The sequence below is a fragment of the Mycetohabitans endofungorum genome (genome assembly GCF_037477895.1).
In the GTDB taxonomy this organism is placed as follows: Bacteria; Pseudomonadota; Gammaproteobacteria; order Burkholderiales; family Burkholderiaceae; genus Mycetohabitans.
This window is the reverse complement of record NZ_CP132744.1, coordinates 2,306,020-2,326,376: the sequence shown is the minus strand read 5'-3', so window position 1 is coordinate 2,326,376 and position 20,357 is coordinate 2,306,020. Positions and strand designations below refer to the sequence as shown.

19 protein-coding genes are annotated in these 20,357 nt (G+C 64.3%); 8 read left to right on the top strand and 11 right to left on the bottom strand.

The genetic code is table 11. The features are described from left to right. Nucleotides 1–40: 40 nt before the first annotated feature. The 3 genes from RA167_RS10155 to RA167_RS10145 all read right to left on the bottom strand — a co-directional run bounded on the left by RA167_RS10155 (nucleotide 41) and on the right by RA167_RS10145 (nucleotide 1,863). The gene (locus RA167_RS10155; protein ID WP_076787424.1) at nucleotides 41–601 is read right to left on the bottom strand and encodes a YceI family protein; all 561 of its coding nucleotides are present in this window, start codon (nucleotides 599–601) and stop codon (nucleotides 41–43) included. 85 nt (nucleotides 602–686) lie between these two features. Further along, entirely contained in the window at nucleotides 687–1,205 is a 519-nt protein-coding gene (locus RA167_RS10150; RefSeq protein ID WP_370642894.1) for a YceI family protein, read from the bottom strand. Nucleotides 1,206–1,305: 100 nt separating this feature from the next. Further along, complete coding sequence (locus tag RA167_RS10145) at nucleotides 1,306–1,863, bottom strand: cytochrome b (RefSeq protein ID WP_076785446.1); 558 nt, start codon at nucleotides 1,861–1,863, stop codon at nucleotides 1,306–1,308. Between the two features lie 237 nt (nucleotides 1,864–2,100). Between RA167_RS10145 and RA167_RS10140 the strand changes: the two genes are divergently transcribed. The 4 genes from RA167_RS10140 to RA167_RS10125 are packed head-to-tail and all read left to right on the top strand — an operon-like array spanning nucleotide 2,101 to nucleotide 5,879. Beyond that, nucleotides 2,101–2,745, top strand: a complete 645-nt coding sequence (locus RA167_RS10140) for a paraquat-inducible protein A (protein ID WP_076785445.1) — start codon at nucleotides 2,101–2,103, stop codon at nucleotides 2,743–2,745. Continuing rightward, a complete protein-coding gene (locus RA167_RS10135) occupies nucleotides 2,742–3,392 on the top strand; it encodes a paraquat-inducible protein A (RefSeq protein ID WP_076787418.1) in 651 nt (216 codons plus the stop codon). The genes RA167_RS10140 and RA167_RS10135 overlap by 4 nt, the downstream gene beginning before the upstream one ends. Next, nucleotides 3,385–5,058 (top strand): intermembrane transport protein PqiB, encoded by a 1,674-nt coding sequence (locus tag RA167_RS10130; protein ID WP_139337002.1) that lies wholly within the window; start codon nucleotides 3,385–3,387, stop codon nucleotides 5,056–5,058. Before RA167_RS10135 ends, RA167_RS10130 begins: the two co-directional genes overlap by 8 nt. Further along, complete coding sequence (locus tag RA167_RS10125) at nucleotides 5,055–5,879, top strand: PqiC family protein (protein WP_076785444.1); 825 nt, start codon at nucleotides 5,055–5,057, stop codon at nucleotides 5,877–5,879. The genes RA167_RS10130 and RA167_RS10125 overlap by 4 nt, the downstream gene beginning before the upstream one ends. 12 nt (nucleotides 5,880–5,891) lie before the next feature. On the opposite strand, the gene tgt is transcribed toward RA167_RS10125, so the two are convergent. Then, nucleotides 5,892–7,022 (bottom strand): tRNA guanosine(34) transglycosylase Tgt, encoded by a 1,131-nt coding sequence (gene tgt / locus RA167_RS10120; RefSeq protein ID WP_139337001.1) that lies wholly within the window; start codon nucleotides 7,020–7,022, stop codon nucleotides 5,892–5,894. 64 nt (nucleotides 7,023–7,086) lie between these two features. Then, entirely contained in the window at nucleotides 7,087–8,139 is a 1,053-nt protein-coding gene (gene queA, locus RA167_RS10115; protein WP_076787416.1) for a tRNA preQ1(34) S-adenosylmethionine ribosyltransferase-isomerase QueA, read from the bottom strand. Between the two features lie 104 nt (nucleotides 8,140–8,243). Between queA and recG the strand changes: the two genes are divergently transcribed. The 4 genes from recG to ubiA all read left to right on the top strand — a co-directional run bounded on the left by recG (nucleotide 8,244) and on the right by ubiA (nucleotide 13,392). Continuing rightward, entirely contained in the window at nucleotides 8,244–10,751 is a 2,508-nt protein-coding gene (gene recG, locus RA167_RS10110) for an ATP-dependent DNA helicase RecG (protein ID WP_076785443.1), read from the top strand. A gap of 114 nt (nucleotides 10,752–10,865) precedes the next feature. Further along, nucleotides 10,866–11,825, top strand: a complete 960-nt coding sequence (locus RA167_RS10105; protein ID WP_076785442.1) for a hydrogen peroxide-inducible genes activator — start codon at nucleotides 10,866–10,868, stop codon at nucleotides 11,823–11,825. A 23-nt stretch (nucleotides 11,826–11,848) separates the two neighbouring features. Then, entirely contained in the window at nucleotides 11,849–12,331 is a 483-nt protein-coding gene (dps, locus tag RA167_RS10100) for a DNA starvation/stationary phase protection protein Dps (protein ID WP_076787412.1), read from the top strand. A 188-nt stretch (nucleotides 12,332–12,519) separates the two neighbouring features. After that, a complete protein-coding gene (ubiA, locus tag RA167_RS10095; protein ID WP_076787410.1) occupies nucleotides 12,520–13,392 on the top strand; it encodes a 4-hydroxybenzoate octaprenyltransferase in 873 nt (290 codons plus the stop codon). Between the two features lie 15 nt (nucleotides 13,393–13,407). On the opposite strand, the gene proC is transcribed toward ubiA, so the two are convergent. Genes proC through RA167_RS10065 form a run of 6 tightly spaced genes read right to left on the bottom strand, consistent with a single transcriptional unit; the run spans nucleotide 13,408 to nucleotide 20,244 of the window. Next, the gene (proC, locus tag RA167_RS10090) at nucleotides 13,408–14,220 is read right to left on the bottom strand and encodes a pyrroline-5-carboxylate reductase (RefSeq protein WP_076785441.1); all 813 of its coding nucleotides are present in this window, start codon (nucleotides 14,218–14,220) and stop codon (nucleotides 13,408–13,410) included. 11 nt (nucleotides 14,221–14,231) lie between these two features. Beyond that, nucleotides 14,232–14,936, bottom strand: coding sequence for a YggS family pyridoxal phosphate-dependent enzyme (locus RA167_RS10085; protein WP_076785440.1), 705 nt, complete (start codon nucleotides 14,934–14,936; stop codon nucleotides 14,232–14,234). A 19-nt stretch (nucleotides 14,937–14,955) separates the two neighbouring features. Next, nucleotides 14,956–16,182, bottom strand: coding sequence for a glycolate oxidase subunit GlcF (glcF, locus tag RA167_RS10080; RefSeq protein ID WP_076785439.1), 1,227 nt, complete (start codon nucleotides 16,180–16,182; stop codon nucleotides 14,956–14,958). 8 nt (nucleotides 16,183–16,190) lie between these two features. Beyond that, nucleotides 16,191–17,273, bottom strand: a complete 1,083-nt coding sequence (gene glcE / locus RA167_RS10075) for a glycolate oxidase subunit GlcE (protein WP_076787408.1) — start codon at nucleotides 17,271–17,273, stop codon at nucleotides 16,191–16,193. A gap of 13 nt (nucleotides 17,274–17,286) precedes the next feature. Beyond that, complete coding sequence (locus RA167_RS10070; protein WP_076785438.1) at nucleotides 17,287–18,780, bottom strand: FAD-linked oxidase C-terminal domain-containing protein; 1,494 nt, start codon at nucleotides 18,778–18,780, stop codon at nucleotides 17,287–17,289. A gap of 21 nt (nucleotides 18,781–18,801) precedes the next feature. Then, a complete protein-coding gene (locus tag RA167_RS10065; RefSeq protein ID WP_139337000.1) occupies nucleotides 18,802–20,244 on the bottom strand; it encodes an FAD-binding oxidoreductase in 1,443 nt (480 codons plus the stop codon). Between the last annotated feature and the right edge of the window lie 113 nt (nucleotides 20,245–20,357).

Here is a 20,357-nt window from a genome sequence, read left to right as displayed (position 1 = left end):
CTTAGCGGTAACGCCGTCGGATTTCAACCGGTCGCGTTCACTATTGTTTGATGCCTTCGACCTGGATCTGGAGCGTGGTCTGCATGTTGAAGCCGTAGGACTTGCCATAGTCCAGTCCGAAGTCAGCGCGGTTGAAGCTGGCTTTGGCATCGGCGCCGCACCACCAGCGCTTGAGCATCGGATGCTGCTTGCATTGGAACGAGTCTAGCGTCAGCTTTATCGGCTTGGTGACGCCGTGCAACGTCAGTGTGCCGTCGACCTCGACCGGCTTGTCGCCGTCGAACCGGATCGACGTACCCTTGTAGACGGCGCTCGGGTACTTGGCCACGTCGAACACTTGCGGCCCCCGCAGGTGCTCGTCTAGTTTCGCGTTTCCGGTATCGACCGACGCCATATCGATCGTCACGTTGACCGCGCCACGCTTGGCTTGCGTATCGAGCGTCACCGTACCGCTCGACTTGTTGAACTTGCCTCGCCAAATTGACATACCGCCAAAGTGGTCTGCTTCAAAGCTCGGATACGTATGGTTCGGATCTAGCTGGAATGTCTCCATCGAGGCCAATGCGCAGGAGGCGAACAGCGTGGCGGCGGCGAGCGCCATGCCGCGCAGCGTGCGTGTTTTCAAGCGTTTCTCCTTCAAGATGACGAGGCGGCCCGTAGGCCGTCGAACGGGCGCCAGCCGCGGATCAATGCTTGGCGCCAACAAGGTGGAACTGAATCGTGATTTCGTCGGCTACGACGGACGTGTCTTTCCATTCGCCGGTGCCGACGGCGAATTGCGAGCGGCGGATCGGCAACGTGCCGTCGAAGACCTGCTGTCCTGCCTGCTGGCTGACCGAGACCGGAACGATCACATCCAGCGTCTTGCCCTTGATCGTCAGCTTGCCCGCGACGCTGTACTTGTTGTCGCCGGCCGGCTTCACGCTGCTCGAGCGGAAGGTCGCCTTCGGGTAGGCGAGCGCGTCGAACCAGGTCTTGCTACGCGCTTCTGAATTGAAGCTCTCGTCGCCAAGATCGTAGCTGGCCACGTCGACGCTGACCTGTGCGCTGGCGGACGCTGGCTTGGCGGGATCGAAATGGACTTGTGCGTCGAATTGCTTAAATTTGCCTTCCACCGGCACGTTCATCTGCTTGAGTGTGGCGGTGACACTGCTTTTCGCGACGTCCACCTGCGCGTACGCCACGGGTGCGACAGTCAGCAGCATCGCGCTGACGCCGCTCAGCAGCCATTGATGGATGGACCGGTTTAGCGGGAGATTGAACATCATCTTTTCACCTTTTGCGATGCGCGAATGTATGGACGCGCTATTTGACAAATGGAAACATGCGCAACAGCAAGCCGTCGTGGTCCACGAATTGGTGCTTTAGTACTGCGGCGACGTGCAGTGCCACCAGCACGAGCAGCATATCGTTCAGGTACACATGGATAGATTGGAGCACCGGCTTGAGCGCCGGATTCGGTGCGATGAGCGAGGGCAACGGGACCAGGCCGAGATAGACGACGGGCACATTCGACGCACAGCTATACAGATAGCCGCTGACCGGGATCACGAGCAGCAGCGCGTACAGTAGCCAGTGCGTGATCGTGGCCGCCTGCTGCTGCCAGCGGGGCATCGGCGCGAGCAGTGCCGGCGGGCGGTTCACCGAGCGCCAGATCAGGCGCAGCACGGCGAGCAGGAACACTGTGCAACCGATCCACTTGTGCCACGAGAAGTATTTAAGTTTGGTCGGCGTGATGCCCGGGATGTCGGTCATGACCCAGCCGAGCGCGAAGCCGCCGACGATCAGCGCAGCGGTGATCCAGTGCAACGCGATAGCAGGGCCGGTGTATTTTTCGGCGCGGCAGGGAGTCGGGCGGCTCATGAGGTGTGATGTTGGGTAAGGTCGTGGTGCGGCGAAAAGCCGCGTTGCCTGGCCGTCATCGTATCGCAACTGCCAATGCGACGTCAGCGGACGGCACAAAAGTCAGTCTCTCCTGACAGGAAACAATGCAGTAGTATTTCGCTCGAATCCCTCCTCATGTTAAAGGAGGCAACGCCGGCGTCATGCTTTGCTAAGATGGGGATCGCCGCATGGCGCTTACCGGAACGTCGAACCTGTATGGACCCTACCGAGCTGATTGCGTGTCACCAGTGCGACGCGCTGCATTACAAGCGCGCGCTGCATCCGGGCACAGTGGCGCGCTGCGCTCGTTGTGGCGCAGTGCTGTATCGTGGCCTGTCCGAGCGGCTGGACCGGGTGACCGCGATGACGCTTGCCGCGCTGATTACGTTCGTGATCGCGCAGGCCGCGCCGATCGTGCAGTTGGAGACTAGCGGGATCGCCACCCAGACGACGCTGGCCGCCGCGATTGCCGCGCTGTGGGCTGAAAATAGCCAGTTGATTGCGATGCTCGTGTTGTGCTCTACGACGCTATTTCCACTCGCCGAATTGTGTGCGCTACTCTACTTGCTGTTCTCGTTGCGCGCCGGCATTCGCCCGTATGCGTTCGACGAGTTGTTGCGGATGATCCAGTGGATTCGGCCGTGGGGCATGATCGAGGTATTCATGCTCGGCATTCTCGTTGCGCTGGTCAAGCTGTCGAGCCTGGCGGAGATGCGCCCGGAAGCGGCGTTGTTCGCGTTCGGCGCGCTGACGCTGATGACCGCCTCGGTGGTGACGTTCGATCCCCGCGTGCTATGGGACGTCGCGGACCGACTCGACGAAGGCGTGACCACGTGCAGCCGCGCGACGAGGCATTCATGAGCGCGCCGCGCACGAGCTATCCGAGCGCGCAGCGCGCCGGCCTGGTAGCGTGCCATGCGTGCGGGCTGGTGTCGCCGTTGGTGCGCACCGGCGAACGGCAGTGCTGTGCGCGTTGCGGTGCGACGCTGCATGGGCGCAAGCCGGATTCGATTGCGCGCACGTACGCGTTCTTAATTGCCGCGGCGATGATGTACGTGCCGGCGAACTTGCTGCCGGTGATGCATACGTCGTCGTTGCTCGGCTCGCAGGACGATACGATCATGTCCGGCGTCGTCTATTTCTGGACCTCTGGCGACTGGCCGCTGGCCGTGATCGTATTCGTGGCGAGCATCCTCGTGCCGATGCTCAAGCTTGCTGTACTGACGCTGCTGGCCATCACGGCCCAAACCGGTTCGAGATGGCGGCCGTTGCAGCGCACACGGTTGTATCGCGGCGTCGAGGCGATCGGCCGCTGGTCGATGCTGGATATCTTTGTCATCACGCTGACTGTCGCGCTGGTGCGCTTCCGCTCGCTCGCGGAAATTACCGCCGGACCCGGTGCGGTTGCGTTCGGCGCGGTCGTCGTACTCACGATGATCGCCTCGATGCAGTTCGATCCCCGCCTGATCTGGGACAACATCGAATCGTCAGGAAAGGAACATGAATAACAAAAACAACGCCACCGGGACCGGCTCGTCGGGAGCGGGGCCGGGCGGCCCCGCTGGGGCGGCTGGCGGTGGCGTGCCGCCGCGGCTGCCCGAGCCGGTCGTGCAGCGCAGGAGCCGCTGGTTGCCGTCGCTGGTCTGGGTGATTCCGCTGATCGCCGCGCTGGTCGGCGTGTCGCTGTTCGTGAGGACGGTGCTGGAGCGCGGGCCGACAATTACCATTACGTTCAAGACGGCCGAAGGGCTTGAGCCGGGCAAAACGCAGGTCAAATACAAGGACGTGGTGATCGGCGCCGTGAAGACCATCACGTTGTCCAAGGATCTGACCACCGTGCTCGTGACCGTCGAGTTGACTAAGCAAGCCGAGGACTTCGCCGTCGCCGACACGCGCTTTTGGGTCGTACGGCCGCGCGTGGCGGCCAGCGGCGTATCGGGGCTAAACACGCTGCTCTCGGGCGCCTATATTGGTGTGGACGCCGGCCGGTCGCGGGAAACGCGCAAGCAGTTTGTCGGACTCGAACAGCCGCCGCCGGTCACGCGCGATCAGAGCGGGCGCCAATTCGTACTGCACGGCGACAGCCTGGGATCGATCGACATCGGCTCGCCGGTGTTCTATCGGCGCGTGCAGGTCGGGCAGGTGGTGGGCTACAGTCTCGACCCGAACGGCACCGGCGTGACGATGCAAGTATTCGTCAACGCGCCCTATGATCAGTACGTCGGTAAGAACACGCGCTGGTGGCATGCGAGCGGCGTCGACCTGCGGCTCGATTCGGGCGGCTTCAAGCTCAATACGCAATCGCTGGCAGCCGTGGTGATTGGTGGCATCGCATTCCAATCGCCGCCGAGCGAGCCGAGGGGCGAACAAGCGCGCAACGACGCCCATTTCCGCCTGGCGAGCGATGAGGCCGATGCGATGCGAGCGCCGGACGGCGAGGCGGTGCCGTTCGTGCTGAACTTCAATCAGTCGCTGCGCGGCCTGTCGGTCGGCGCGCCGGTCGATTTTCGCGGCATTGTGCTGGGCCAGGTACGCTCGATCGGTATCGATTACGATCCGGTGAAGCAGGCGTTCCGGATGCCGGTGACCGTCGAGCTGTACCCGGACCGGCTAGGGCCGCGCGTGCGCGAAGCGGCGCGCCCCGGCGGCGCGCGAGCGCGCGCGACGATGATCGAAAGTCTGGTGAAATCGGGGCTGCGGGCTCAGTTGCGCACCGGCAACCTGATCACCAGCCAGTTATACGTCGCGCTGGACCTGTTCCCGAATGCGCCGCCGGCCAAGGTGGACATGAGCCGCTCGCCGATCGAGTTGCCGACCGTGCCCAATACGCTGGACGAACTGCAGCTGCAGGTGGCCGACATTGCGAAGAAGCTTGACAAGGTGCCGTTCGACGAGATTGGCGCGCGCTTGAACAGCACGTTGAAGAACGCGGACAGCTTGTTCAAGCAACTCGATACACAGCTTGCACCGCAGGCTAAAGACACGTTGAACGCGGCGCAGCAAACGTTCCATGCCGCACAGTCGTCATTGCAACAGGATTCGCCGCTGCAGACCGACGTGCGGCAGGCGCTGCAACAGCTGACTCGTACGCTGCAGTCGCTCAATGCGCTGTCGGACTATCTCGAACGTCATCCTGAATCGCTGCTGCGCGGCAAGGGGAGAGATCAACTATGAAGTTGTGCCGATCTTCGCGGCGCTGTCCCGCACACATTGCGCTGCTTGCCGCCCTGTGCGCGGCGGCATGGCTCGCGAGCGCGTGTGGCAGTGTGGTGCCCGATCGTTTTTATACGCTGGCGGAGCCGGCACGCGGGGCGCCGCGTGCGGCGCCAGCGGGATTCTATATCGAGTTGATGCCGATCGATGTGCCGCAGCAAGTGGCTCGCTCCCAGTTTGTCGTCACGACCGGCCCAGGCCAGGTGGATCTGCTTGAGCACGAGCGGTGGAGTGCGCCGTTGTCTGATGAGGTGGGCCGCGCGTTGTCTGACGAACTGAGCCGCGCGCTCGGCGCGATCGATGTCTATCGCACGCCGCATCTGGCTACTGCGCCGGTGTTCCGGATTCACGTCAACGTGCAGCGTTTCGAATCGGCGCCCGGCGTGCACGTCGGCGTGGAGGCGACGTGGAGCGTGCGCGCGTTGCCCGACGGGGTGCCCGTGATATGCCACAGCACGATCGAGGAGCCCGTTACGGCCGGCTATGAGGCGCTTGTGGCTGGTCATCGGCGTGCGCTGCAACGCTTGTCGGCTGACATCGTCGGCGTAGTGCGCAGGCTTGAACAAGATCGCTCCGCGCCCGTGCCCGCGGCTTCGGCACCGACATCGGCATCGGCACCGACATCGACACCGACATCGACATCGACACCGACACCGACACCGACATCGACACCGACACCGACACCGACATCGACATCAGCCGCGGCGCCAGGCGGGCGCACCGGCATCTCGCCAACAGGGGCAGCGCCAGATTCAGCGCTGCGATATCCGGCTCCTGCTTAAGTGTGCGAGCCGCTATTCGACGCCGCGTGCGCGATCCGCTTGAAAGCGCGTGACGAACGCGTTGAACGTTCCCGCTTCGATGGCATCGCGGATCTCCTGCATCAGGTTCAGGTAGTAATGCAGATTGTGGATCGTGTTCAGTTGCGCGCCGAGGATCTCACCGACGCGATGCAGGTGATGCAGATACGCGCGCGAAAAGTGGCGGCATGTATGGCAGGCGCAGCTTTCATCCAGCGGCCGCGTGTCGTTGCGGTGCATCGCGTTGCGGATCTTCAAGTCGCCGAACCGCGTGAACAGCCAGCCGTTGCGCGCGTTGCGTGTGGGCATCACGCAATCGAACATATCGACGCCGGCGGCCACACCGGCCACCAGGTCCTCCGGCGTGCCGACCCCCATCAGGTAGTGCGGCTTGTCGACCGGCAGCCTGGGGCCGATGTGCTGCAGTACGCGCAGCATGTCCTCCTTCGGTTCGCCGACTGACAGGCCACCGATCGCGTAGCCGTCAAAGCCGATATCCGACAGCCCCGCAAGCGATTCGTCGCGCAGTGCCTCGTACATGCCGCCCTGCACGATGCCGAACAGTGCGTTTGGATTGGCAAGGCGCCTAAATTCGTCGAGCGAGCGTTTAGCCCAGCGCAGCGACATCTGCATCGAACGTGCCGCGGCATCATGCGAGGTGGGCACGCCGTCGGTCGCGTACGGGGTGCACTCGTCGAATTGCATCACGATGTCGGAGTTCAGCACCTTTTGCACCTGCATTGACACCTCGGGCGACAGGAACAGCCGGTCGCCGTTGATCGGCGACGCGAACGTCACGCCGTCCTCGGTGATTTTGCGCAACTCGCCAAGCGAGAATACCTGGAAGCCGCCGGAGTCGGTCAGGATCGGCCGTTGCCAACCCATGAAGCGATGCAAGCCGCCATGCGCGGTGACCGTATCGAGTCCTGGACGCAGCCATAGATGGAACGTGTTGCCTAAGATGATCTGTGCGCGGATGTCCTCAAGCTCGCGTGGTGCCATGGCCTTGACCGTGCCATAGGTGCCGACCGGCATAAAGATCGGCGTGTCGATCGTGCCGTGGTTCAGCGTGAGTCGGCCGCGCCGTGCGAGGCCATCGGTGCGCAAGAGGTCGAATTTCAACATGATGGGTTCAGGTCGGGCTCGTGGGCGGTGCGCGATGACGGCGAGCGCGGGTGGCGATGTCGGGTCATGGCTGTGCAACGGACGCGGCCCGCGTGAGCAGCATCGCGTCGCCGTAGCTGAAAAAACGGTAGCGTTGCGCGATCGCGTGGCGGTACGCGCGGCGGATCGGCTCGACACCGGCGAATGCGGACACCAGCATCAGCAGCGTCGACTTCGGCAAATGAAAGTTTGTCACGAGCCGGTCGATGACGCGGAACTGGTAACCGGGCGTAATGAAGATATCCGTTTCGGCACGGATCGCACGCAGTTCACGGCCATCGCGCTCGGCATCGCGGGCTGCTGCTTCCAGTGCGCGCATCGACGTCGTGCCGACCGCGATCACCGAGTGTCCCGCAGCCCGCGTGGCCTCGATTGCTTCAACGAGCGCCGGCGGGATGTGGTACCACTCGCTGTGCATCTTGTGCTGCGCAATGTCGTCGGTGCGCACCGGCTGGAACGTGCCGGCGCCCACGTGCAGCGTCAACGTAGCACGGCGCACGCCGCGCGCATCCAGCGCAGCCAGCGTTGGCGCATCGAAGTGTAGGCCGGCGGTAGGCGCTGCGACCGCGCCTGGCGTCGTCGCGAACACGGTTTGATAGCGTGCCTCGTCGTACGTGTCGGGACTGTGCTCGATGTAGGGCGGTAGCGGCAACCGCCCATACCTGTCAATCAATTCGAAGCAATCGTGCGGGAAATGCAGCGTATGAAATGGCTCGACGCGCTCGCCGACGCTCACGTCGAATGCGTCTGCGAGCCGGATTGTCGAACCCGGCGCGGGGCGTTTGCTTGCACGGATTTGCGCGAGTGCGGTGCGCGTACCGGTCACGCGCTCGATCAGCACTTCGACACGTCCGCCGCTCGCCTTGACCCCGTCGAAGCGGGCCTTGAGCACTTTCGTGTCGTTGAACACCAGCAGGTCACCGGGCTCAATGCAAGCCGGCAGTTCACCGAAACGGTGGTCCAGCAGTGCGCCGCTCGGCGTGACTTCGAGCAGGCGGCTCGCGCTGCGCTCGGGCAACGCATGTTGTGCGATCAGCTCCGGGGGCAGATCAAAATCGAAATCGGACAGCGTGTACATGAAATAGGACGGGCAGCGCAGCGGCACGCTCGCGCAACCGCGCTACCCTGATGCACAATGCAGGGCCGTGCCAATAAAATCGATATTGTACTTGCGATAGCCCAATGCCTTTGTCCCGTTATCCGCAGCCGGTGTTACCGCGATCAGGTGAACCCGATGCCGTGCCTGGCGATGCCGCCGCAGGCGGTGCCACCGTGCCCGGGTGCGCCGCCGGGCCGTCAGCACGCAAGCGCTCCCCGGCGGCCACGGGCGGCGACAAGGCCGCGGTCCAAGCCACCGCTGACACGGCTGCCCAAGCTGTCGGCCGTCCCGCCATTCGGCCCGCTGGCAACGATTTGGCTAAGCCCACCGACAAGGCTACGATGGAGCCTACCACCCAGGCCCTGGCTGAACCCGCTACCGACGCTTCGGCCAAGCCTGCTACCGAAGCTTCAGCCAAACCCGCTGCCGATGCTCCAGCCAAGCCTGCTACCGATGCTCCAGCTAAGCCCGCTACTGAGACTGCAGTCAAACCCGCCGCCAACGCGGCGGCCAAGCCCGCCGGCAAGTCGGGTGGTAGGCCGAGCGATAAATTGGCTCGGCTGGGGCTGGCGCGTGACATCGACCTGGTGCTGCATTTGCCGATGCGCTACGAGGACGAGACGACGCTGACGCCGATCGGCAAACTGCTGCCGGGCATGACTGCGCAGGTCCAGGGTGAAGTGGTGGACAATGAAATCGCCTACCGACCACGCCGCCAGATGCTGGTACGGCTGCGCGACGAACATGGCGATGTGCTGATGCTGCGGTTTCTGAACTTCTGGGGCTCTCAGACCCGGCAACTCGCGCCTGGCGCGCGCTTGCGCGTGCGTGGCGACGTGCGAGGGGGCTTCTTCGGGATGGAGATGGTGCACCCGGCATACCGCGTGGTCGAAGACGACGCGCCGTTGCCTGACGCGTTGACGCCTGTGTACCCGAGTACGGCCGGCGTGTCGCAGGCGTATTTGCGCCGTGCGATCGACAGCGCGCTGCAACGCACACCCTTGCCGGAGTTGCTGCCGCCGCGGATCGCCGACGCGTTTCTGGCCCCGCTTGGGGTGCCGCCGCTGGCTGATGCGGTTCGCACGCTGCATCACCCGCGTGCGGATGCGGATGAGGCCGCACTAATGGACCGAACCCATCCGGCTTGGTTGCGAATCAAATTCGAGGAGTTACTCGCGCAGCAATTGTCGCTCAAACGCGCGCATGATGAGCGGCGCTTGCGCGCCGCTCCAGCGATGGCGCGTCGTCCCGCTGCCGATCGCGACGCGCTCGTCACGCGGTTGCATGCCGCACTGCCGTTCCAACTGACCGGCGCGCAGCAGCGGGCCAGCGAACAAATTGCGGTGGATCTGGCCGCGGCGCATCCGATGCAGCGGTTGCTGCAGGGGGACGTGGGCAGCGGCAAGACGGTGGTCGCCGCGCTGGCGGCGGCGCAGGCGATTGATGCCGGCTACCAGGCGGCGCTGATGGCTCCCACCGAGTTGCTGGCTGAACAACATGCGCGCAAACTGCGCGGCTGGCTCGAGCCGCTGGGTGTGCGCACTGCGTGGCTGGCCGGCAGCTTGAAGGCGCGCGACAAGCGCGCCGCACTGGAGGCGGCGTCCAGCGGCGACGCGCAGCTGGTGGTCGGCACGCATGCGATGATCCAGGAGGCGGTGAAATTCGCCCGGCTTGGTTTGGTGATCGTGGACGAGCAGCACCGCTTTGGCGTCGAGCAGCGGCTTGCATTGCGCGCGAAGGCGCAGGCCGAAGCCGCGGTGTCGGGGTTTCAGCCGCATCAATTGATGATGTCCGCGACGCCGATTCCGCGCACGCTCGCGATGACGTACTACGCAGACCTGGATGTGTCCACGATCGATGAGTTACCACCGGGGCGCACGCCGGTGCTGACCAAGCTGGTATCGGACGCGCGTCGCGATGAAGTGATTGCCCGCGTGCGCGAGGCCGCACTGGCTGGACGCCAGGTGTACTGGGTGTGCCCGTTGATCGAGGAGAGCGAGGCGCTGCAACTGCAGACTGCCGTGGACACCTATGAGACACTCGTCGCCGCGCTGCCGCAGCTGCAGGTGGGGCTGGTGCACGGTCGCCTGGCGGCAGCCGATAAGGCCGATGTGATGGCGCGCTTTACCCGCAATGAGATCCATTTGCTGGTAGCGACCACAGTGATCGAGGTCGGCGTTGACGTGCCTAATGCGTCGTTGATGGTGATCGAGCACGCGGAGCGCTTCGGCCTCGCGCAATTGCACCAATTACGCGGCCGGGTCGGCCGGGGCAGCCAGTCGTCGGTGTGCCTGCTAATGTACGCCAGCCCGCTGTCTTTGGCGGCGCGCGAACGACTGCGCACGATGCGTGAGACCACGGACGGTTTCGAGATCGCGCGCCGGGATCTGGAAATCCGTGGCCCCGGCGAATTCCTTGGCGCGCGGCAATCCGGCGCAGCGATGTTGCGCTTTGCAGACATCGAACAGGATGCTTGGCTAATCGAGCCGGCACGGCGCGCGGCCGAGCGGCTGCTGGGCGAGTATCCGCAGGCCGCCGCGGCACACTTGGCACGTTGGCTCGGCAGCCGCGAGCAGTACTTGAAGGCGTGAGGGTGAGAAGGCAGGTTTGCGACCATGCCGGCGAGGGGATAAAGGCCCTTGGCAAATGGGCCGGCAACGCGTATAAGAGAAAACTATCGAAAGTATCGTCTCGATTAATCGACAATGACGCTCACCGAACTCAAGTACATCGTTGCCGTTGCCCGGGAACGCCATTTTGGCCGGGCGGCGGAGGCGTGTTTCGTCAGCCAGCCGACGTTGTCGGTTGCGATTAAGAAGCTCGAGGACGAACTGAACGTTCAGATCTTCGAGCGCGGTACCAGCGAGGTCAGCGTCACGCCGATCGGCGAGCAGATTGTCACCCAGGCGCAACGTGTGCTCGAGCAGACGCTTGCAATCAAGGAAATCGCCAAGCAGGGCAAGGATCCGCTGGTCGGGCCGCTGCGGCTCGGCGTGATCTATACGATCGGCCCGTATTTGCTGCCGGCGCTGGTCAAGCAGATGATCGAGGCGGTGCCGCAGATGCCGCTGATGCTGCAGGAAAACTTCACGCTGAAGCTGATTGAACTGCTCAAGCAAGGCGAGATTGACGTCGCGATCATGGCGCTGCCGTTCTCGGAAACCGGCTTGATGGTCCGTGCGCTGTATGATGAACCGTTCGTGGTCGCGCTTCCTGCGGGGCACCCGTGGGAGCGGCGTAACGCGATCAATGCCGAGGACCTGAAGCAGGAAACGATGTTGCTGCTGGGCAGCGGCCACTGTTTCCGGGACCATGTGCTGGGCGTGTGCCCGGAGCTAATGCGCTTTTCGCAGAACGCGGACGGGATTCAGAAGACGTTCGAGGGCAGCTCGCTGGAGACGATCCGTCACATGGTGGCCAGCGGCGTGGGCATCACCGTGCTGCCGCGCACCTCGGTGCAGGAAGTACGCGCGCATGCGAGCGGCGTGGACAATGGCCTGCTTAGCTACGTGCCGTTCACCGAGCCGCAGCCGGACCGGCGCGTGGTGCTGGCATGGCGCAAGAGCTTCACGCGGATGCCGGCGATCGATGCGATCTGCGATGCAATCCGCGCGTGCGAGCTACCCGGTACGCGCAAACTCGAATTGCCCGCCTCGGTCAACTGACTGTTTTTTCCACGGAGGCCATGATGTCACTTCACCCCACTCGTAACACGCTGCCCGAGGACATCCGCCGCCAATCGATCGGCTTGCTTGGACAGTCATTGATCACGGCAATCGATCTTCAGCGGCAGGCGAAGCAGGCGCATTGGAATGTCCAGGGGCCGCAATTCATCACATTGCACTTGTTGTTCGACGAAGTCCACTCGGCAGCGGTCGCATGGGCGGACTTGAGCGCCGAACGACTGGTCGCGCTTGGCGGCACAGCGGATGGCCGCATTCAGCAGGTCGCCGGCCAGTCGCCACTGCCGCCGTATCCGCTCGAACTCAGGGACGGCAAGGACCACGTCCGGCAACTTGCCGATGCGTTGGCCAAGTACGGCCAGCAGGTCCACCAGGCGATCATCGCAACGGCCGACGTCGGCGATCCGACATCGTCCGATCTGTTCACCGAAATTTCCCGCGGCGTGGACGAACATCTGTGGAAGGTCGAGGCGCATCACTACGGGTGATGGCCTGTACGCCGGTCCGCTGTCCGGGCGGCCCGGCCCACGCGAAGCCGCGTGGCGCCGCTCCCGCGAAGCCACCTGGCGGGGCCCACGCAAAGCGGCGCAGCGCGACCAGCAGGCGGCAAGCGGCGGCCTACGCGCATTTTCACCTAAAATAACGGATCACGACGTTTCGATCCGAGTGCTGCATGATGTCCACGCTAACCTTGCGTCTGCCGTTGTATTTCCGTCTGCTGCGGCTGCACAGGCCGATCGGTAGCGTGCTGTTGCTGTGGCCGACGCTCAACGCGTTATGGGTAGCGGCAGACGGCCATCCCCCTGCCTATATCGTTGCGATCTTCGCGATTGGCACGGTTCTGATGCGCTCGGCCGGATGCGCGGTCAACGATTACGCAGACCGCGATTTCGACAAGCATGTGAAGCGCACGCAGGATCGACCTCTCACGTCGGGCCAGATTGCCCCGTGGGAAGCACTTACGGTAGCGGCCGTGCTTGCGCTGGTGTCGTTCCTGCTGATCCTGCCGCTGAACTCTCTGACCAAGTGGCTCTCTGTCGCGGCGCTGTTCGTGGCGGGCACGTATCCGTTTATGAAGCGCTTTTTCGCGATTCCGCAGGCCTACTTGGGCGTTGCGTTCGGCTTCGGGATCCCGATGGGGTTCGCCGCGATCCAGGGCCATGTGCCGCCGCTCGCGTGGCTGATGCTGCTGGCGAACGTGTTCTGGTCGCTCGCCTACGACACCGCCTACGCGATGGTGGACCGGGATGATGACATCAAAATTGGCATTCGCACGTCTGCATTGACGTTCGGCCGTTTTGACGTACTGGCCGTGATGCTGTGCTACGCAGCGATGCTGGGCATTTATGCGTGGATCGGCTATGCGCGGCACTGGTCCGTCGCGTACTGGGCTGGATGGGCGGGCGCACTCGGCTGTGCGGCGTACCACTACACGTTGATCCGTGACCGCGACCGGATGCGGTGCTTTGCGGCGTTCATGCACAACAACTGGCTTGGCGGTATCCTGTTCGCCGGTATCGCCGCGCACTATGCAAGCACGGGGCTCTGAGCGCGCGGCGCCGGCTCATTGTTTGCCGAACGCGTCGCCCATCTGGATCGCTCGAGTGTGGGCTGCCAACGCGCCGCGTACGATTGCTGCGCCGATGCCGTCGGCCTCGAAGGACTCGAGCGCGGCGGCCGTTGTGCCACCTTTTGAGGTCACGCGCTCGCGCAGCACGCTGGCGGACTCGCCTGACTGTGCGGCCAGTTGGGTGGCACCGGTGAACGTGGCGAGCGCCAGGGCGCGCGCCTGTTCATCGTCGAGTCCCAACTGGCGCGCGGCGCGCTGCAGGGCCTCGATGAAGTAGAACACGTAGGCCGGGCCGCTGCCGGAAATGGCCGTCACCGCATCGATTTTCGATTCATCGTCGCACCACACGATCTCGCCGACCGCGCGCAGCACCCGCTCGGCGAGCGCCCGGTCGGCATCATCGACACCGTGTAGTGCTGCCAGACCGGTTACGCCCATGCCAATCAGCGCTGGGGTATTGGGCATCGAGCGCACTACGCGCGGGTAGCCGTTGAGCCAATGCGAGATGTCCGCCGCGCGGATCCCGGCGGCAATGCTGATGATCAGCTGCGCACGCAGCCACGGCGCGAGCGATTCGACCACGGTTTTCATTAGCTGGGGCTTGACCGCGATGACGATCGCATCGTAGTCGCCGAGCGAGGCGTCGGCAGCCTCGCCGGTCTGTATCGGCTGTTGCTGCGTCAAGCGCGCGCGCGCGTCGGCTGATGGGTCGATGGCGTACAGGTTGGCGCTTGGGATGCCACGCTTGAGCAGCCCGCCGATCAGGGCGGCGGCCATGTTGCCTGCGCCGATGAATGCGATTTTCATGGGGATTCCGTTTAGTGAGTGGGATAGGTTCGTGCGCCGAAAATCGCGGTGCCGACCCGCACGATCGTCGCGCCTTCGAGAATGGCCGCGTCCAGATCGGCCGACATGCCCATCGACAGCGTATCGAGGCCGAGGCCTTGTGCATTGACAGCATCGAATAGTTCGCGCAATCGCCGATGGGGCGCGCGCTGCGCGTGCAGTCCGGACACGGGCTCAGGGATCGACATCAGTCCGCGCAGCCGCAGCCGAGGCAGCGCCGCCACGTCGCGTGCCAGCGTGGCAACCTCATCGGGCGCGACGCCGCTCTTGGACGCCTCGCCGCTGACGTTGACTTGCACGCAGACATTGAGCGGCGGCAGGTGGGCGGGCCGTTGCTCGGACAGCCGATGCGCGATCTTGAGTCGGTCGACCGAATGCACCCAGTCGAACTGTTCAGCGACCGGCCGCGTCTTGTTCGACTGCAGTGGCCCGATGAAATGCCATTCGAGCGACGCACGCAATGGCTGCAGGGCGGCGATCTTGTCCAATGCCTCCTGCACATAGTTTTCACCGAACGCCTGCTGGCCCGCCGCGTGGGCAGCGCGTAGAGTGTCGGTTGGAAAGGTCTTGGACACGGCGAGCAATTGCACGCTCGCCGGATCGCGGCCGGCGGCTGCAGCCACCGCGGCAATACGTCGGCGGACTTCGTCCAGATGTTGCGCAATGAGGGAGGGCATGACATGGAACGGGAAGGGTTTAATCGGACAGCAGGCGATCGACGAGTTCGATCCAATGCGCGACCGGCGTCGACGTGCCGCTTTGCAGATGCGCAATGCAGCCCACGTTTGCCGAGACGATCATCTGCGGCTCGAGTGCCGACAAGCGTTCGAGCTTCTGGTTGCGCAGCGTGTAGGAGAGCGCTGGCTGCAGCACTGAGTACGTGCCGGCCGAGCCGCAGCAAACGTGTGCGTCGGATGGCACACACACTTCCAGTCCAAGCGCCTGGAGCAGCCGCTCGACGCGACCGGTGATTTTCTGCCCATGCTGCAGCGTGCATGGCGGGTGGTAAGCGACCGTATGGACGCCGCGCCGGCGTAGGCGGGACGCGAGTTCGGCTTCATAGCGGGGCAGCAGCTCGGCCAGGTCCTGTGCCAGGCTGGCCACGTGCGCCGCCTTGTGGGCGTATGCTGGATCGTCGCGCAGCAGGTGTGCGTATTCCTTGACCGTCACGCCGCATCCGGAGGCATTGATGACGATGGCCGCTGCGCCCTGCTCGATGTAGGGCCACCAGGCGTCGATGTTGCGGCGTGCGTCATCGAGCGCCTGTGCGTGGTACCCCAGGTGCAGCCGGATGGCACCGCAGCAGCCGGCGTCGCCGGCCACGACCGGTTCGATGCCGAGCGCGTCGAGCACGCGCGCAGTCGCTACGTTGATGTTGGGCATCATGCCGGGCTGCACGCAGCCGGTCAGCATTAGCATCTTGGTTGGGTGCCGCGCTGTTGGCCACGCGCGCGGACGTTGCCGTGGTGGCACTTTGTCGCGCAGCCGCTTGGGTAGCAGCGCACGCAAATGCTGTCCGAGCCGCATCGCCAGCGTGAACAGTGTCGCATTCGGCAGCAAGCTTGCCAGCAGGCGCCGTACGAGCCGCGAGCGCCAGCGGCGCGGCACCTTCTGCTCAATAAGCTTGCGCCCGATTTGCGCCAGTCGCCCGTACTGCACGCCGGACGGACAAGTCGTCTCGCAATTGCGGCACGTCAGACAGCGGTCCAGGTGCAACTGCGTGCTACGCGTGACCGGTGCGCCCTCAAGCATTTGCTTGATCAAATAGATGCGCCCGCGCGGGCCGTCCAACTCGTCGCCGAGGATTTGATAGGTGGGGCAGGTTGCCGTGCAGAAACCGCAGTGCACGCATTTGCGCAGGATGGCATTGGCCTCGTTGCCGTCCGGTGTATTGCGAATGAAGTCCGCGAGATTGGTCTGCATCGCAGCAGTCAGAAGTCCGGGTAGAGCCGGCCACGATTGAAGATGCGTGCCGGGTCGAATACCGCTTTCAGGCGGCGATGAATGTTCATCAGCGGTGAGGGCAGCGGGGTGAACACACCGACGTTACGATTGTAGCGCGAACCGCAGCGGAACAGCGTCGCATGGCCGCCGGCCTGCCGCGCCGCCATGCGCACCGTTTGCGCATCGGTATCGGTGACCCACCAGCGCTGCGCGCCGCCCCATTCCATCAACTGGGCACCGGGTAACTGTAGCGGTTCGGTGATCGATGGCAGCGACAGGCGCCATAGCGCCGCGTCGGCTGGAATCATCTGAAAGAACGCATCGGTCTGCTCGCGCAGTCCCATCCAGAAGCGCTCGGCCTCCACCGCGTCGACCACCTCGCCGCCGAGCCTGTTGCGCGCGCTCTTGAGCGCGCTGTCCGCACCGCCTAGGCGCAACGCCAGCGTGCCGTTGCGCCATGCACTGGCGGTCAGCGGCAGCGGCCGGCCAGCCCAGTCGTTGAGCTTGCGTACCGCGTCGGTGCCGTTCATGTCGAACTTCAGCGTCAACTCCGCATTGGGGCGTGGCAGCACTTTCAACGACACGTCCAGCAGCAGGCCGAGCGTGCCGAGTGAGCCGGCCATCAGCCGCGCGATATCGTAGCCGGCGACATTCTTCATCACGCGACCGCCAAAGCGCAGCACGTCGCCGCGTCCGTTCATCACGGTCGTACCCAGCACGAAGTCGCGCGCCGCGCCCGCGCTGGCCCGGCGTGGGCCAGCCAGGCCGGCGGCGATGCAGCCGCCGATTGTCGCGCCACGACCGAAGTGCGGCGGCTCGAACGCGAGCATTTGACGATGCTCGGCCAGTGCCGCCTCGATGTCGGCCAACGGCGTGCCGCAGTACGCGGTGATCACCAGTTCGGCCGGATCGTAGGCGATGATGCCGCTTGCCGCGCGCGTATCGAGCACTTCCCCCTCGATGTGCTGGCCATACCACGACTTGGTGCCGCCGCCGCGGATCTGCAGCGGCACGCCGCGCTCGCTGGTTTGCATGACCTGCGAGCGCAGGCTCGCGTAGGGATGCGTCATCTGCGTCATCGTGTCAGAACCTGGGCAACTCGGGATGCGGCAGCAGACCTCGATGGACCCGCATCCTGCCGTATTCGGCACAGCGCGCCCGCGTCGGGATGCCCTTGCCCGGATTGAGCAGCCCTGACGGGTCGAACGCGCGCTTGACCGCGAGGAACGCGTCGCGCTCCTGCGCACAGAACTGCACGCACATCGAATCGATCTTTGCGATGCCCACGCCATGCTCGCCGGTGATCGTGCCGCCGAACGCCACGCAGGCCTCCAGAATTTGTGTGCCGAAGGCCTCGGCGCGCCGCCACTCATCGGGATCGTTGCCGTTGAACAGGATCAGCGGATGCATGTTGCCGTCGCCCGCATGGAAGACGTTCATGCAGCGTAGCCCGTATTGCTTTTCCATTTCGGCGATGCGCGAGAGCAGTGGCCCGATTGCTCGCCGCGGCACGGTACCGTCCATGCAATAGTAGTCCGGCGAGATGCGCCCCGCGGCCGGAAATGCATTCTTGCGCCCGGACCAGAACTTGAGCCGCTCCGTCTCCGAGCGCGAGATCTGGATCCGCGTCGCGCCGTGCGCACGCAGCACCGCAGTCATGCGCACGATTTCATCGGCGACCTCCTCGGGTGTGCCGTCGGACTCGCACAGCAGGATGGCCTGCGCCTCCAGGTCGTAGCCGGCCTGCACGAATTCCTCCACCGCGTGCGTGGCCAGCTTGTCCATCATGTCGAGGCCCGCAGGCACGATGCCGGCCGCGATGATCGCCGCGACCGCGTCGCCGCCCTTGACTACGTCATCAAAGCTAGCCATGATGACCTGCGCCGCTTGCGGCTTCGGGAGCAGTCGGACCGTCACTTCCGTGACGACGGCAAACATGCCCTCGCTGCCAATCAGCACCGCCAGCAGGTCCAGCCCTGCACAATCCGGCCCCAGTGAGCCGAACTCGACCAGCTCGCCCTCCATCGTGACCGCGCGCACGCGCAACACGTTATGTACGGTCAAGCCGTATTTCAAGCCATGCACGCCACCCGCATTCTCGGCGACATTGCCTCCAATCGTGCAGGCGATCTGCGATGATGGATCAGGCGCGTAGTACAGCCCGTATGGCGCGGCCGCCTCCGAGATCGCCAGATTGCGTACACCCGGCTGGACCGTCGCGGTACGCGCGTAGGGATCAATGTTGACGATCTTTTTGAGGCGCGCGAGCGACAGCACGATGCCATCGCGCAGCGGCATTGCGCCACCGGACAGACCTGTGCCGGCGCCGCGCGGCACCACCGGCACGTCGAGCCGGTAGCATGTCTGCAGCACGTGCTGCACTTGCGATTCTGTCTCGGGCAGCACCACCGCGAGCGGCAGCCGTCGATACGCGGCAAGCCCGTCGCATTCGTACGGCGCCGTATCCTCGGCGCGATACAGCAGGCAATGCGTGGGCACAACCGTCATCAGCGCCTGAACCACTTCGCGTTGTCGTGCCGCGATAGCTTCTGGGGACGGTTCGACTGAAGCGTTCATGGCATGCTCCGCGCGACGTGTCTAGTGCGGTCCATGAAAGGCAAAGATCTTGCCAGGATTCATCAGATTGCGCGGATCGAGTGCATGCTTGATCGCGCGCATCGTGTCAACGGCATCCGCGCCATGCTCGTCGACGAGGAAACCCATCTTGTGCAGGCCGACGCCGTGCTCGCCGGTGCACGTGCCGCCAAAGCGCAGCGCGCGTGACACGAGCCGCTGGTTCAACTGCTCCGCCTCCTGAATCTCGGCCGGGCTAGCGGGGTCAATCAGCATCGCGACGTGGAAGTTGCCGTCGCCGACATGGCCTACGATCGGACACAGCAGTGACGATTGCTTCAGGTCTGCCTCTGTCTGTTCGATGCATTCAGCCAGCTGCGAAATCGGCACGCACACGTCAGTGGTCAGCGCACGGCAACCGGGGCGCAGCTGCAACATCGCAAAGTATGCGCTGTGTCGCGCGTTCCACAACCGACTGCGCTCTTCCGGACGAGTGGCCCATTCAAAGCCTTGCCCTCCATGTTGCGCGGCAATGTCCTGTACCGTCTGCGCCTGCTCACGCACGCCGGTCTCGCTGCCGTGGAACTCGAAGAACAGTGTTTGCGTCTGCGGCAATGTCAGGTTCGAGTGGCGGTTGATCGCACGGATCGCGAGCGCGTCGACGAATTCCACGCGCGCCACCGGCACGCCAAACTGGATCGTCTCGATCACGGTGCGCACAGCGTCGCCCATGCTTGGGAATGCGCACACGGCCGCGGAAATTGCTTCAGGCAATGGGTACAGGCGTACGGTGAGGTCGGTGATCACGCCAAGCGTGCCTTCAGAGCCAACAAAGAGGCGTGTCAGATCGTAGCCCGCCGACGACTTGCGCGCGCGCGAGCCCGTGTGGATGATGCGTGCATCGGCCCGCACCACCGTCAAGCCTAGTACATTCTCGCACATCGTGCCGTAGCGGACCGCGTTCGTGCCCGAGGCGCGTGTGGCGGCCATGCCGCCGATGCTCGCGTCGGCGCCGGGGTCGATTGGGAAGAACAAGCCGGTGTCGCGCAACGCGTCATTGAGCGCCTTGCGCGACACGCCGGCTTGCACGGTGGCTGTCAGGTCGTGCGCGTCGATCGATAACACGCGGTTCATCTCGGACAGATCAATCGTCACACCGCCCTGCACCGCGAGCAGATGGCCTTCGAGCGACGAGCCGTTGCCATACGGAATCACCGGCACCTCGTACTGCGCGCACAGTGCGACAATGGCCGCGACCTCCTGCGTTGTGCGGGCGTAGACGACTGCATCCGGCCATTGCGGATCGAACATCGACTCGTCGCGCCCATGGTGCGCGCGTACGGCTTCGGCGACCGAGACGCGTTCGTCGAATGCGGCCTTGAGTGCCTCGAGCAGCGATGGGGGGAAGGGCTTGCGCACGGCGGCACGCGCAATCGAATGAGTCACGGGGCGGTCTCCTGAACGCATGGCATGCAAGCGGGTCAACTGAGTGGCTATTTTAAGCCAATGCGCATTGCCCAAGCCGCTTGCATCGCGAGGTGAGGCGCTGGACGAGACCGCGTGGCAGCATGCACGTCACT